Origin of the sequence: Cohnella soli (genome assembly GCF_042655525.1) — a bacterium.
GTDB classification, from domain to species: domain Bacteria; phylum Bacillota; class Bacilli; order Paenibacillales; family Paenibacillaceae; genus Cohnella; species Cohnella soli.
The window spans coordinates 461,012-475,959 of sequence record NZ_JBHSMI010000029.1 but is presented as its reverse complement, the minus strand read 5'-3'; the positions used below and the strand labels follow the sequence as shown (position 1 = coordinate 475,959).

Annotated in this window: 12 protein-coding genes; all 12 read left to right on the top strand. The window is 52.2% G+C overall.

Translation table 11 applies throughout. The features are described from left to right. Positions 1–3 precede the first annotated feature (3 nt). The 12 genes from ACFPOF_RS22465 to ACFPOF_RS22410 all read left to right on the top strand — a co-directional run bounded on the left by ACFPOF_RS22465 (position 4) and on the right by ACFPOF_RS22410 (position 14,904). The gene (locus tag ACFPOF_RS22465) at positions 4–888 is read left to right on the top strand and encodes a glycosyltransferase family 2 protein (protein WP_378136816.1); all 885 of its coding nucleotides are present in this window, start codon (positions 4–6) and stop codon (positions 886–888) included. Next, the gene (locus ACFPOF_RS22460) at positions 873–2,000 is read left to right on the top strand and encodes a hypothetical protein (RefSeq protein WP_378136814.1); all 1,128 of its coding nucleotides are present in this window, start codon (positions 873–875) and stop codon (positions 1,998–2,000) included. The genes ACFPOF_RS22465 and ACFPOF_RS22460 overlap by 16 nt, the downstream gene beginning before the upstream one ends. Next, complete coding sequence (locus ACFPOF_RS22455) at positions 1,997–2,740, top strand: glycosyltransferase family 2 protein (protein WP_378136812.1); 744 nt, start codon at positions 1,997–1,999, stop codon at positions 2,738–2,740. The genes ACFPOF_RS22460 and ACFPOF_RS22455 overlap by 4 nt, the downstream gene beginning before the upstream one ends. A gap of 39 nt (positions 2,741–2,779) precedes the next feature. Continuing rightward, on the top strand, positions 2,780–3,505 hold the full coding sequence (locus tag ACFPOF_RS22450) for a sugar phosphate nucleotidyltransferase (RefSeq protein WP_378136810.1): 726 nt from the start codon (positions 2,780–2,782) through the stop codon (positions 3,503–3,505). Beyond that, a complete protein-coding gene (locus ACFPOF_RS22445; RefSeq protein WP_378136808.1) occupies positions 3,502–4,758 on the top strand; it encodes a GT-D fold domain-containing protein in 1,257 nt (418 codons plus the stop codon). Before ACFPOF_RS22450 ends, ACFPOF_RS22445 begins: the two co-directional genes overlap by 4 nt. A gap of 1 nt (position 4,759) precedes the next feature. Then, positions 4,760–6,172 (top strand): glycosyltransferase family 2 protein, encoded by a 1,413-nt coding sequence (locus tag ACFPOF_RS22440; protein WP_378136806.1) that lies wholly within the window; start codon positions 4,760–4,762, stop codon positions 6,170–6,172. Between the two features lie 199 nt (positions 6,173–6,371). After that, positions 6,372–6,680: a nucleoside-diphosphate sugar epimerase gene (locus ACFPOF_RS22435; RefSeq protein ID WP_378136804.1), complete on the top strand. Its 309-nt coding sequence runs from the start codon at positions 6,372–6,374 to the stop codon at positions 6,678–6,680. Positions 6,681–6,714: 34 nt separating this feature from the next. Next, positions 6,715–7,056: an alpha-helical endospore appendage domain-containing protein gene (locus tag ACFPOF_RS22430; protein ID WP_378136802.1), complete on the top strand. Its 342-nt coding sequence runs from the start codon at positions 6,715–6,717 to the stop codon at positions 7,054–7,056. Continuing rightward, on the top strand, positions 7,053–7,328 hold the full coding sequence (locus ACFPOF_RS22425; protein WP_378136800.1) for a hypothetical protein: 276 nt from the start codon (positions 7,053–7,055) through the stop codon (positions 7,326–7,328). Before ACFPOF_RS22430 ends, ACFPOF_RS22425 begins: the two co-directional genes overlap by 4 nt. Positions 7,329–7,355: 27 nt before the next feature. Then, positions 7,356–7,679, top strand: a complete 324-nt coding sequence (locus ACFPOF_RS22420; RefSeq protein WP_378136798.1) for a hypothetical protein — start codon at positions 7,356–7,358, stop codon at positions 7,677–7,679. Positions 7,680–8,350: 671 nt separating this feature from the next. Continuing rightward, complete coding sequence (locus ACFPOF_RS22415; RefSeq protein WP_378136796.1) at positions 8,351–9,592, top strand: S-layer homology domain-containing protein; 1,242 nt, start codon at positions 8,351–8,353, stop codon at positions 9,590–9,592. Positions 9,593–9,603: 11 nt separating this feature from the next. Then, positions 9,604–14,904, top strand: coding sequence for an Athe_2463 domain-containing protein (locus ACFPOF_RS22410; protein ID WP_378136794.1), 5,301 nt, complete (start codon positions 9,604–9,606; stop codon positions 14,902–14,904). The last annotated feature ends 44 nt before the right edge of the window (positions 14,905–14,948 follow it).

Below are 14,948 nucleotides of genomic sequence, written 5' to 3'. Positions count from 1 at the left end.
GCTGTGGCGCGAAAAACCGGGAGGAAAAGCTCCGGTACGGCGAAAAAACGTTTTGTCGCCGGCCCGAGGCGAAAAGCCCCGGCGGCCCGGAGACGATCACGTACGCCGGCAAACGAGCGGACCGTTGCGGGGGAGCCCGTTCTCGCCAGTCCGTGGACTGCACCCCGCGTTTCCGTCGTCATCCCGGTCATGAACGAACGCCGAACGATTGGCCGAGTCATTCGGGAAGCAGCGCGGGTTCATCCGCAAACGGAAGTGATCGTCGTCGCGAACGGATCGACGGACGGTTCATTGGAGATTGCGCAGGTAAGCGGAGCGAAAGTGATCGTGTTCGATCGCCCGCTCGGGCACGACGTCGGCAGGGCGATCGGGGCGAGGGAGGCGTCGGGCGACATTCTGTTGTTCATTGATGCGGATATGGTCATTCCGGCAACAAAGCTGCGCCCGTTCGTCGACGCGGTGGCGGCGGGGACGGACGTCGCGTTAAACGATTATTCAGGCCCTGTCGACAAGGCAACCGTCCATGGCGTCGTGCTAGCCAAACACGCGCTGAACGCGTTGCTTGGCAGAGAGGATTTGCAAGGCGCTTCGTTAACGGCGATTCCTCATGCGATCAGCAGACGGGCGCTGACCGTGATCGGTACGACGGCGCTGGCCGTACCTCCGCTCGCGCATACGATTGCGGTTCGCGAAGGGTTAAAGGTCGAACGATCGGCGGTCGTTAACGTCGGCAAGTTAAATCCGCTGCGGAAGAAACGGGAACGGACCCATTCTCTGGAACCTTTAATCGTAGGGGATCACCTGGAAGCGATCCAATGGTGGCTGAGAACGTCCGATAGCCGCGGCGGTTATGACGACGGGGGCCGCCAAAGATGGATGGTGAGATGAAGGAGATGAAAAAGCCGACTCGCAAAGCCGCTTACATCGCGAAAAGACGGGAACGGACAATGCGCGGAGGCGGAGGCGCGCCTCGCAATCGCAAAACGGGATCAGCGGCTCGACGCATGGCGGGCAACCGGGAGAAGACGCGTGTTGCAGCGCACGCTCCCGATTACGCGGCGGGAGTAAGTGACGGTGCAACGATTCGAAGCCATGAGGACGTGAAAAGTTCCAGCGAAATGACTGAGCATGCGAATGGACAGTGGAACAAACGGTATTTCGATGCGCGCGGCGGAGCGGGAGCAGTCTGGACACGCGTCCGAGCCCGATCGGAACGTTATGCCGCCGGCTACGCGCAGGGCGCGGGATTAAAAGTTCGCTTTTGTCTTGTCCCTCTGCGCAAGAAAGCGTCGGCCGTCGTCTGCGCGGAGGGGGACGAAGCCGCGCTCGAACGCGTACTAGCGCAGCTAGATACGCTGCCGCTGCAGGAGATCGTCATTGTGGCAGGGGGAGCGTCGGACCGGATGTTCACGCTGGCGAGGAACCGTGCGAACGCTGTAATCGTCAATTTGCCGCAACAGATAGACGCCGACGTCGGACGGGCACTGGGCGCTAAACTAACCGGTGCCGACATCGTGCTGTTCGTGGACGGACAGGAAGCGGTCGCCGCGCCGGTACTCGCCAAATTTTTGTGGGAATGCGACGGGAAAGCGGACGTGGCGCTTAACGATCTGTCGGCAGGCATAGGGAAGTTCCGCAATCGGAAAGCGGCGGCCCGTTATTATGAATTCATGAACGCGACGATGAATCGGACCGATCTCAAGATGAACACGTTGTCCGCTCTTCCATACGCATTGTCACGCAATGCGATCGACGCGCTCGGCGCCTCTGCGCTGTCCGTTCCCGCCAAAGCCCATGCGATGGCGATCATGAAAGGACTGCGGATTACGATCGGGACTTCCGCTGGAAGCGGCGGACGATCGATGAATCCCGCTTACTGGGCGCTCTCGGCAGGCGATCACGTGGAAGCTTGGAAAGAAGTGATGGATGCTCGTGGAAGAAGATTGCATTTTCCAGACGGACTTCGCAATCGTAACGCATTGGGAGAGTGGGAACGATGACGGACGGCAAAGTATCGATTGTCATTCCGACGTACAACCGGCTCGACTTGCTGCAACGCTGCGTAGCTTCGATCCGGCGATATACATCGGCCACCTGCGAAATTGTCGTCGTCGACAACGCGTCGACGGATGGAACGCCGGATTGGTGCAGAAGAGAGGGGCTCACTCTCGTCTCTCTTCCGCGCAACGCAGGGTTTCCGGTCGCTTGCAACAAAGGGCTGAGAGTCGCAACCGGGGATACGCTTGTGCTGCTTAATAACGATACAGTCGCAACGCCGAACTGGCTCGACAATATGGCGGCCGCGTTGCGCAGTTCCCCGGAAGTCGGTATCGTCGGCCCCGTCACCAACTTTGCGAGCGGCTCTCAACAGGTGAATTACCCATTCGAGAATCTCGATGAATTTCAGAGAATAGCTGCGGAAGTTAACGTGATAGACCCTCGGAAGTGGAAAAAAGTAGAGCGTATCGTCGGGATCTGTTTTGTTTTCCGCAGGGAGCTGATGGAGCAAATCGGCCTGCTTGACGAAAGGTTCTCACCGGGTCATTACGAGGACGATGACTATTGCTTGCGGGCCAGATTGCATGGTTACTCGCTAATCGTCTGCCATGATTGCCTGATCTACCATGAAGGCAGCGCAAGCTTTAAGCAGGAGGGGCAGGAACAGCAGCAATTGCTCGTCGAACGGAATTATCGGATGTTTATGGACAAATGGCACCTTGATCCGCGGGCGTTCATATGACGAACGGTTTCCCGCGTCCAACTACGAGGAGGAATACCTTTGAAGGCAGTCATACTGGCGGGCGGAACGGGCACGAGGCTGAAGCCGCTGACTTACTGGACGAATAAGCATCTGCTGCCGGTCGGCTCGTATCCGATGATCTGTTACGGGGTGACGAAGCTTAGGGACGCCGGCATCAGGGACATTGTGATCGTCACCGGCCGGTCGGCTCTCGGCAGCTTCGCGGACGTTCTTGGAAGCGGCAGGGATTGGGGAGTGTCAATCGCTTACAAAGTACAGGAAGAAGCCGGTGGAATCGCGCAAGCGCTCGATTTGGCACGGCCTTTGCTGCTCCCGAAAGAGAAATTTGTTGTTCTTCTAGGCGATAACTTGTTTGAGGAAAGCCTTCAACCGTACCGCGAACATTTTGAACGGCAGCCCGAAGGGGCGATGGTGCTGCTCAAAAAGGTGGCGGACCCAAGACGTTACGGCGTGCCGAAAATCGATCCGAATAGCGGAGTGATTCAATCAATCGAAGAGAAGCCGGAAAATCCGCCTTCGGAATATTGCGTGACCGGCATTTATTTTTACGATACGGAAGTGTTTACATGGATTAACGGCATTAAACCTTCTCGCAGGGGCGAGTTGGAGATTACGGACGTGAACAACGCGTTTGCAAAGGAAGGGAAGTTGCATTATAAGGAATTGACAGGCTGGTGGACGGATGCAGGCACGTTCGAATCGTTGGAGGAAGCCGGCAAAAGATTAAAGGGGGCGATTACGTGACGAATCGAAGCATACGCGGACGCCCCAGCATCGCTTCCGTCCTCCGCAATCCGGTGCAGCGGCCGGCAGGAGGGGGAGTTGCAGCTGTAGCTAAGCCGGAGAGCGTGCCCGTTGACGTCGTCAAGCCAACCCCGAAATCATCCTCAAAGTCTAATCCGATTCCGAATCCTAAGCCGAAGCCGAAATCGAAAACGATCGAGGTTTTACCTTCTCCGAAACGACGTATCTCCGAAAGCTCGGGGAAGAAGCGTAAAACGGCGGAGAAGACGGCTCCAAGGAAAAAGGCCAAACTCACAAAACGCAAAAGTAAACCTCGCTTACGCAAAAGGAAATTTTACCGAGGACGTCAAGCTGTCGCTATGGACCCGCTCATTGACGAAGATGAGGATTTGTCCGAAGCGCGGGGCAGTTATGACAAAGGTTATTTGGAAGGGGCTAACGCAGCAGGCGAGAAGCTGTTGGAAATGCACCTGCCGCCCGACACGATTATTCCGGACGTGACAGTACAGGAAGCGATCGCCGCAGGTGTCCAGCAGTTAAGGAATCGGGGCGTTCCGCTGCTGGACGGCCTCACGGTCTATCAAGAGATGGCACAGGCTGTGCAGGAGAAAAAACCATATGCTTTCGTCCGGCTCGGCGATGGCGAACTGCTCACGCTCGCTCAAGACAAGGTGCTAACTGTCGAAGAGGTTCGAAAGGCGGGACCTTTTCTGCCGTACGCTGGCATTCGTGTGCCGAATTTGCATGCGCGCGATGAAATCGTCGAATGCCTGAAACACGCTTCGCTCGTCGGTGTGCCGCTATCGCGGCATCCGCACTTTCAACCGCTTTTGTTCGCAGTGCTGAGAGCGCATGGAATCGACTATCGACAACTGCGTTACACATCTTCAACGATGAATTATTTATTGCATGAACAAGGGTTGCTGCAACAATTGATGAGCGGGCGGAGAATCATTACCGTCGGCAACGTCGCAGATAAGCTTGCGCACGTATTGGCCGGTCAAGGCTTCAGCATCGTTGGAATGGTCACCCCAGTGAACGGTTATGCGGACGTACATCGTGTTGTGGCGGAAGCGTCCGCTTACGATTACGATATCGCACTCGTAGCTGCGGGAGTTCCGGCTATTCCGATCGTCGTGCATTTGGCGGGCATCGGAGGCAGAGTCGTCATCGACTTCGGCCATCTAGCGAACCGGATCGCCGGGTTGGAGTTTCCCGACCGCAATGATTCTTACCCTGATGAGGTGATCTAATATGGCCGAGACAAGAGCGGCGGCTGTGCATGGGGACTCGCGAGTACAGAACAGCCATCGATCAAGCAAACGATCGGATCGCTCGGGGGCTCGTTCGCCGTCATCCATCCGCCGAAACCGGCGAGTTATCCGCGGTGCGGGCAAGCTTGCGGCAAGTATACGCGCGCGTTACCGACTGGGGTTCGGAGATGGTTACCGTGAAGGCGTTCAGTCGGGTATCCAAAGTTTTCCTACGCTGTTCGACGGCACGAGCATCGTCATTCCGACTTTTAACCAATTGGAGATGCTTAGAACTTGCGTGAACAGCATCATCGAGAACACGGATCTGCCGTACGAGATCATCGTCGTCGACAACGCCTCTGAGGACGGCACGGACGTTTATTTACGCAAGCTAGGCGGTCAAGTCCGATATCGCGTGCTGGAGACGAACCGGGGATTCGCCGGAGCGATTAACGCGGGGCTAATGATGGCCAAAGGCCGTACGATTATGTTGCTGAACAACGATACGATCGCGACGGAGAACTGGTTGGACAATATGATCGACTGCCTAAATAGCGACGACAGGATTGGCATGGTAGGGCCGATTACGAATTACATCAGCGGGGAGCAGAAGGTGGACGTACCCTATAGCAAAGTTGAAGATATGCCGGCGTTTGCCCGTCTGAACAACCATCAAGATCCATCGCGGTGGCGGAAAATCGAGCGGCTAGCCGGATTCTGCCTGTTGTTCAGGCGCGAACTTTTCGACAGTGTCGGCTACTTTGACGAAGGGTACGAAATCGGCAACTTCGAAGATGATGACTACAACATTCGGGTCAGATTACTTGGCAAAAGTCTCGTCATCGCGCAAGACAGCTTCATTCATCATTTCGGCAGCGTCAGCATGAAGGCGCTTGGCGATCGGTTTCAGGAAGTGAACGACCGAAACGAGTTTTATTTTATGGACAAATGGAACAATCCGTACGAGTGGATTCCGTTCGCCCACGAACGGGAAGCGCAAACTGGAGAAAAAATAGCGCATACGGGCGATTATTTCCCGGAAAATGTCGTCGTGCAGGGCGCGGGAGCAAACTATTATTGGATCGAAGGCGGCGTCAGAAGGGGCGTAGAAGGAACATTTTCATTTCCCGCCGTGCGCGTGTCGCAAGTCGATTTGCGCAGATGGCCTGTCGGGGAGCCGATTCGGGCTGTCGAGGCGGAACATCGGTGGCATAGTACGACGGTTGCAAAGCTGCCTGACGGGGCTTTTTATTATATCGAAGGAACGAAGGCAAGAAAGCTGATGAGCGCGGCGGCTATGAGAATGTGGAACTTGCATTTGAAACCGCAGACGGAAATGACGGAAGAGCATTTGGGCGGGCTGGAGCAAGGTTTGCCGATTATCGCTCCACCGCTTCTGAAACAGTTGTTGTGATGGAGATGAGTTGGCGAAGCGGAGCACCCTATTTCAGGTTGATCGGAAACGATGGCCGGGAGTGGGGTTGTCGGCGTTGTTCGGAAGGCGCCGGTAATGGGTGTTTGCCGGTGTTGCAAGCGCCGGCCCCCGGCATATGCTGTAGTTGACTGGACGAAATCTCGGCCCCGGCCCGGGATTAATAGCGAGATGTCGAAGGATGGGGGAAACAAAACGGATGCAGGAATTGTTGACTGAGATCGTCGTCCATTTGTCGAGATCCCACCAGCAGATGGCCAGAATATTAGACGCAAAACGGCATGTTGCGGTACGTATGGCGCATCTCGTTCAGGCGCTGCCGGACGAACATCCCCAATTAAACGGATTGGACGGATTGCTGGATAGCTCGGCGAACGTAAATAAAAGCGTCATTTCTTACTTGAACAGCTTGGCGGATCTTCAAGAAGCTGTTGCCGAGAGCATGACGAGTGTCTTGAAGGCGATGGGAGATTCGGGAGACGAGGAGTAGTTAAACTCGTCCGACAGGGAAGGGGGCCGAAGAAATGAGCAGCCGCGAGGAAGCTTATCACGTGACGTTGGATGCTATCGCGAAGCTGCAGTGGAACGTCGCGATGATTTTGGAAGCGAAAGCGACGGAAGCCGAGAAAGTTCGCAACTGGTTGTGCACTCACGTCACAAACGACACTTTCGAGGCTCATAGCGACCAATTGTCGACGTGTTTGCATGTTCACGAACAGAACGTGGAACTGATCGAAGGTTTGACGAAGCTGTGCAACGGGCTTAGCCGCAATATGAAGGCGATCTTGAACCCGGACTCGGACGATGGTGAAGAAATGGCTTCGATGTTCGGCGGGGGCGGGGAAGACGGGGCGCGAATGAGATGAATCCGTTGCAGCTCGAATGGGAAATTAAGCTGAAATTGATGAACGCCATCACGAGAAGCCAGGAAGCGCTCGCGAGAATGCTGGAGAGTACTGCGGACGTCTCCGGCGCGACCGGTGTCCCCCCTGAGATATTGCATGAACATGTAAGGGTGCTGACCGGCATGCAGGGCGCGTTGCTGCGTCTCGTATCCGGTCAGAGCTGGCGCCCCCCGGTCAAGGGAGAGCCGGGAGCTCCCTGGCTTTCCGGAGAAGTAACGAGGATAAAGAGGTAACGGTGAAAAGGTAAGGAGGTGTTGCAGTTGAAGCGGAAAGTGCGATCGGCGCGTACGAAACGAGCGGGCAGTAGAGGCGGCAAGCGGGGCGGAGGCACAAGGAAAAAAGGCGCCGGCCGCAGCTTCAAAGGGACGGCGAAGTCGCGACGGGGAAAAACTCGGTCAGGCAAAGGCAAGCTGCGTTCGCGGAAGAAGGTGTCCCGGCGCAGAACGGCAACAAACAAGCAGCCGACAGGCGGTAGCGCATCCTATAACGCGGGCTTTAATCAGGCGTACAACGAAGGGTACAACTCCGGATTCGCCAAAGGCTTCGAAGACGGCCACCAGCTTGCGTACGAGCAGCAAGTTTGAGGAGAATGCTCGAACACGTCGGTATTAGGAGTTAGACATGGATGGCGACCGAACACTAATTTGACGAATGATGATAGATTATGACAAATTCTAGTTGACGTGTCGCTAATGTTGTTTATATAATAAATTATCTAAATATTGGGATTCAAGCGAGGAAGCACCCGCTGACGTTGTGACGACGAGGGACTGCTTTCTTTTTTTATTGCCTTTTGAGGCGGTGAGGGGGATGTAGTAAGGGGGAGTAAGTAATTCGGTGGGATGCGGAGTGGTGGAGGGGGAGTTAACTAGCGAAAGTATGTAAATCGGTAGGATGCGTCGTTGTGGAGGGGCAGTTAGCAAGCGAAAGAAAGTAATTCGGTGGGATGCGGCGTTGTAGAGGGGCAGTTAGCAAGCGAAAGTAAGTAATTCGGTAGGATACGTCGTTGTGGAGGGGCAGTTAGCAAGCGAAAGTAAGTAATTCGGTTGGATGCGTCGTTGTGGAGGGGCAGTTAGCAAGCGAAAGAAAGTAATTCGGTAGGATGCGTCGTTGTGGAGGGGCAGTTAACAAGCGAAAGTAAGTAATTCGGTAGGATGCGGCTTGATGGAAGGGGAGTTAGTTAGCGAAAGAAAGTAACTTGTAGCCGTACTTGGCCGGTAGATGATGATCTGAATAAGCAAAGGAGCGATTTTTAGTGAAAAAGGGTTTGTTGATCTTGTTGGCGGTGGCGTTCATTTCCATTATTCCTCAAAAGACCTATGCGAATGATGAGGCGGCGAACTCGATTGCTTTTAAAGACGTGCCTGCGACGCATTGGGCTTATACCTACGTGATGGAGGCCGTCCAGAAAGGGATCGTTAAAGGATTCCCGAACGGCGTGTTTAAACCGAACGATCCGGTAACGGTCGCCCAGTTTTTGCAAATGATGTTCCTATCGATGTCTGAGAAGGATGAGAACGGTAAGCTTTATTGGGCGAAGGATCAACTTGCTCTTGTTCCGGAGTGGGTGATTGATAGACTCTATGACCCGGATATTAATTTTACACAAGGAAAGCCGTGGTATATCAATTACGAGAAAAGTGCGAAGGCTCTCGGGATTATCCGTAATGGGGAGTACGATGGAAGATTCAACGAGTATCTGACCCGTGAACGTGCTGCGTGGATAATCAACGGGTTAGATGATTATTTCCATGGCCCTGTCAATGATTCGTATGCCAAAGTAGCCGCGGCTCAGTTATTCAAGGATTTAAATAGAGCCCTAGATGATTCTTATCGCAATGTAATTGCTAAAGTTGCTATTCGTGGCATCATGACAGGGAATAATAGCTATTTTAATCCAACAGCCTCGATCACACGAGCGGAAGCTGTGAAAATTGTTAGTTTACTTCCGAACGCCTCCATGAGGTCTCCAGCAAAATTGAACTTGGCAGGAGTTTCATATTCTACGGTTCCTCAACCCGGATATGGTGAAGGGATTTTTGTTTTTGCAAACGCTGAAATGAAAAAAGTGTATGACACGCTTCGTTCTTCCCAATCTTCGTACGATGGAGTTGTAGATAATGCATATGCGCATTTAGGATATTATCAAAATGATGAAATGAAAAAGAAGGCTTTCAATCAAAACTTTTATTTGGACTTCAATGATCAAGATATTTACGACGATTTAAATATTGGCTTTACGGGGAACAACTATGGAATTTCATTGGGGATTAAACCTGGTTTCTCTGAGAGAGCATCGAAACCGCTGAATGACATGCTTGACATACTCTTCAAAGATCCAGCTCCTGTGAAGAAGCTTATTGATACCGCGGTTACTTCTAGTCGGGATTCGTACCAGGTTAATATCAAGAAAACGTTTGAAAGTCGGGAAATTCTTATATATTCGACTGGTCGAAAGTTTATAGGAATCTCAATAGGAGCATACGGAGATAAATAGGAGGGATATCAATGAAGTGGCTAAGAAGAAAGAGGAAAAAGTCGCTACACGTCATCCTACTGATATCCTTTCTTGCGACAATGATTCTCCCGCTAAGTCCTAAATTCATAGAAGCTGCGGCTATGGATATGACGCAATGCTTACAAAAAAACGTCAACCTCAAGCCGCCGCCTGGCTTTGATATTTGTATTCGGTTGCCGTCGGATAATTCAATCAAAGCTTTTAATCAAAAGCTTTTCGACGATTTACGAGTCGTGGCTTATGGTACGATTGCGGAACTAAATACGAGGAGCAATGATTTTAAGGAAGAATGGCAGACACTTGATGGAGATGTGCATAAAAATACGGATACCAGTGTTGAGCTACCGCACCCGTATTTTACGAAGAGCGGCGAACGAGGGGAGTACCGCTACTATGGGTTTGATCGAAACGGAAGCAAATATACGAACCCCTACTTTCTCGATGATGCTCAGAGCGGAACAAGTCCAAGTTTAATGAAGTGGGTATATCGCCCATGGGAGAGTAACTTAACAAAAGACAATCGCCAAGCAGCAAGACAATTCACTCCTGTTTTCGGCAGAAATTTCAATAGTTCACAGGATGTCTACGATGGTGGTACAAAAGTAATTGACGTATTCGACAAAGTCGTCCAAAACGATTACTTCAATGGAGGCATAATCGAATCAACGAATAAAAATCGAACACCAAAAGATAGCATCACCTCAAAAACCTCCAGACACCTATTCGACTACATGTACGTCGAGCAAGTGCCATCCGTATGGGCGGGAGGGCAAGGAAGAATGTTCCACGAGAACAGCGATGGCAGCATATGGTATCAATCATTCGCGTTGGACAAGCTCACAGGTAAGAAGAAGCCCGGACTAAAATCGACAACGATCAAGCCGAAAGACAAGCTCATAGAAAAATACATCCTATCCAGCGATGCATCGCAGACACAGGTCGATCTTACGAAAGCGCCGCCTTCATGGAAGTGGACGTTCAACTTCGAATCCATTATTCACGACGATCGGAAGGTCGATCCCGCAGACCAGGATGTCATGTATAAAGACCCTTTCCGTAAAGTCGAATATTACACCCGAAACGACGTCGCCTATTGGCTTTTTACGATCACGTACAATATTGCAGGAACACCAACGACGAAGACGGTAAAGACGAACTCTAACGGACAAGTCATTTTCGATAACGGACGTCAGATCGGGCGATTTACCGATAATGCAATCACGTTCAACAAGAGCGACTTCACGAAAAACGATCAGGTCGTCATTCAACTCCACGCCGAGGCACACTACGAATCGCCTAACCCCTCTACTACGTTTGATGCAGGAAACTACACGTATACCGTTCGTTTTGGAGAAACAGCGCTTCCGGTCATAACCAATAAACCACCACAAGTTCCGCTGCCCGAGTACCCGGAAATGCTCACTTGCTCTGCGAATATCCCAAAAGATGCTTTTGACATTGTGCCCTATCATCCATCCGATTCCACCGATGCTGGCAAAGTACAATCGCGCAAAGTGTGGATTGACGGCATTCCTGTGAGCGATACGGATTTCTTCGCGGGCAACTTTATTTTCGGGGATAATGCGGATGGTTTACATCAAGTCCTTGTGCAATGGACGCCTTTTCCGCCGACCGATTCGTCGGTTCCTGCCGACTATGATCCGGGATGCCAACGCATACAATGGGTAAACGTCCATGACACGACTCCGCGGGCACAGTTCCTTCTTAACGGCGGGCTGTTCAAAGAAAACCGCAAAATGTCCGCTGACGACACTTCGGCGCTTGCAATCGATCCGTATGTGCAGGCGACATATCCGCTGAATGAGTGGATTTGGTCTTGGGAAGCGCTGGAAGACAGCGATCTCGCGGCACAGCGTCTGAAAGTCGATGGAATGCAGCACAAAGAATTTTTATTCAAGAAGCCAGGGCGTTATCAACTCACACTAAAGGTAAAAAATGCGCTCGGGCGAACGTCCGAACCTTACGTACTGCCATTTAGTGTCTTGCGCGATGAAGATCCGGCAGTTATTTTCTACCCTTATTCGAGCCAAATCAGCAGAGAAGACGCGCTCACGTTGTTCGACGATCCGGTCAGTACGGACGGGGATACCATTACAAATCAGAGCTTCAAAGTTTATTACGACGCCAATGGAGACGAAACGTATTCGCAGCTCATCGACTCGTTCGATAGCCTGACGGCTGTCTCGCAGTACAAGCCGCCTTCGTCAAAGCTCGGCAAATACCGAATTGTCGTTACTGTCGCCGAAGAATTCGGCCAAGAAACTTTTCCCGAATACATCACCTCAGCGGACAAGCGATCGACTACGAAACAATTTGAGATTGAGATCGATAACTATATCCCGTACAACGACATTTATACGGATGTACCGGCAGTTCGGGCCCAAGTCGATGCGTATTTCCTTGCGGACAAAAATCTGGCTCAGTCGAAGATCGACTACCTGAAAAGCAACGAGGTCACGATCAGCAATAGGCTTCGCCAAACAGGCATCGATCCGCAAGTGAATCTGTGGGACATGCATACGTACACTTATAGCCAACCGTCAAGCACGGTGTATACGACCGGAACGAGTTACCCTCCCGCAACTTATCCTTTCTGCAGCGCGGGTTATTGCGGAACGCTGAACCGGGACAGTGTGACGGACAATGGTTCAAATGTCGATTTCGGCCACGATGAGACGAAAGTCAATTCGGATAGCAAAGGGGCTTCCGACTCTTGCTCAAAGGGCGGGTTCGTTAAAGCAGGCGACCCAAATGACGAAACGACATGTCCTGGGACAGTATCGTATAGCGACAGCGCCGGGTATTCGGGCACGCTGACTTGCTCTTACAACTACTCGAGCAACGCCGTTTACGATTCCAAGGGCAAATATTTGGGGTTTAACTGGTCGAGGACATGCTCTTACTCCGGCACAGTGACGAAAACATGGACGGAGACGTTCCACGTCTACGATTGGCGATGGGTGAGCAATTATTACGGCTATTACTCGGGCACGATCTATAAAGATGTGAGACAACCGTTCGGCAATCCTTTCACGCGGACGACATCTGCGAAGTATGTTATCTACGTATCGGATGGTATCATCAACGATCCAGTCGACTTTGGCAAAGTGAAAGGTTTATCTGACGCTTCTATTATTTTAGTCGGTTCGGATGCAATGAAAAACCAATCGAGCCCGGCCGAGCACATCAAGAACAACGGGCAGCCAATAGAGGAGCTTGTCCAAAGGGTTATTGAACTCATCGCTTCCAAGAATCCATCTTCAGCAAGCCAGATCGTACAAGTCAATGAAAGTTTTAATCTTCTCACCGAGGAAAGCGATCCGGAAACCGATCCGATTATTGAGCGGCAAACGATGTACGTCCATGAGGAGAACTTCTTTGACAATTCGATTGGCCATGCGTCGTTTGCGCTGAATGCATTCGATGCGAGCAAATGGACGGCGGAAACACTCAAAAACAAACTCGCATTTACAGGCAAATATGATGTCTACCGTAGAGTCAAAGATCAGCCGACCGCCGATCCGAGATTCGCCAAGTACAACTATTATTCGAACGAAGCCAAAACGACGATTCTTGTTCATCGCAAGCCGGTTGCTTTGGCCACTCTCGATTGGACTTATGATTTGAGCTGCAGCTGCTACCAGACGACCTGGGTAGACAAATCGTACGACCTCGATCACAACGTCAGCGATCCTGTTAAAAAAGGCATTGTCGATCGGAAGATTCGCTACAGCTTCGAAGGAGAGTGGTATTACAAAATTCCGGATGAACTCGCCCCGGGAGCGTACCGTCTGGAGTATACGGTTAAGGACGTGGAAGGCGCTTGGAGCGATCCGTTTATGCTCAATTTTACGTTAGCATCGACACCTCCACCGCAGCTTGCGGCGAAACTCAAAGCGACGGACACGGCATTTACACTTGTAAGTGGCGTGCCAGCCAGCGAAAGCGTCACCGGCTACGAACTGTGGACACGATTCCCTTTATCGCTCGACTTGCAATTCACGATGGGGTCTTACGTCAACAAGACCGTTCCCTATTACACGGGCAAGAAGACGGGGAGCGACATTGCCTGGAACGACTACAGCACGGTGATTCCAGCCACGACGCCAGATGGTACTTATACGTACCGTATACAGGCCAACGGATCGAACGGCGCAAACGCCTACAAAGATTTCTCGGTTAAAGTGCTGACACCGATCCAGCTCGTTCCTTCTATTGTTTCTCCGGAAAATGAAGCGGTCCAGACGATCGTGCTCGGTTATCCGGTGACGCTGGCGGCAGGTACGACGGAATATCCGAATCAGACGACTGTCGTCGCTTTCAAAGGCCAGTCATTCCAGCGTACGATAGCGCTGAACGGACAGACGAAATCCATCATCGGTGTAGGCAATAAAACATGGACCGCATCGTTTACGCCAACGGGTGCAATTCCAGACGGTACATACACGTTCGAATGGACGTCGCGAACGCCGAATGGCAATACGGAAACGAAGCAGCTACAAGTCCAACTGATAAATAATACGCCGCCATTTGGTAACTTCAAGCTCTACACATACGACGAGAACGATGCGATGATGCCGATTTTCGAAGGCGATACTCTCCATGTGAGGCCTGTCGGACTTGGCGATAACGAGCGAGACCCGTTGACCGTCCGTTACGAACTGACCACCCCGGGAGGAGCGATAGCCTACGACCGCTCATTCCTCTCAATTTATCCGTACCCGCTGAATGTCGGGCCTGATTTCACTTTGCCGACCGGAGCGGGAGCGAACGGCACGTGGTCTGTGAAAATGACGATTAGCGACGGCAAAGCTGCTCCGATTGTTCGCGAGAAGACGTTTGTCGTTCGTCCGCTCGGCGTGCAAGGGTACGTGAACCATACGGAAGCATGGGAACGTAACCGTCTAAGCTACAACCGCAATCATCCGGACGCCACACGTCCGCCTAACTGGTTCTGGGCGGGCGAAGCGTTCGCGCTCGAGGCATCCGTAACCGATACGGCCTCGTCAGGCACGAAGCCGACGTCGGTTGTCGCCGCGGCGTCCCCGGAGCTTCGGAAGGCGCTCGGCATAACCGGTGAAACTAGTATGCTCTGGCGCGGATTGCTCAAAGAAGCGGATACGAATCTAGTCTTTAAGAAATTACCGCGAGGCCCATACTCGTTTGTTTTCCAGGCAACCTACAGCAACGGCGTCGTGAAGACGTCTGTCGTTCCGATTGAAATTCGCGGCACGGTGGACGAGTATGCTTCCGTTCATCGCGTTCAATAACCAAGCCTGCCGGCAACAAAAACTTGAAGCGCCCGTTTTCTGCG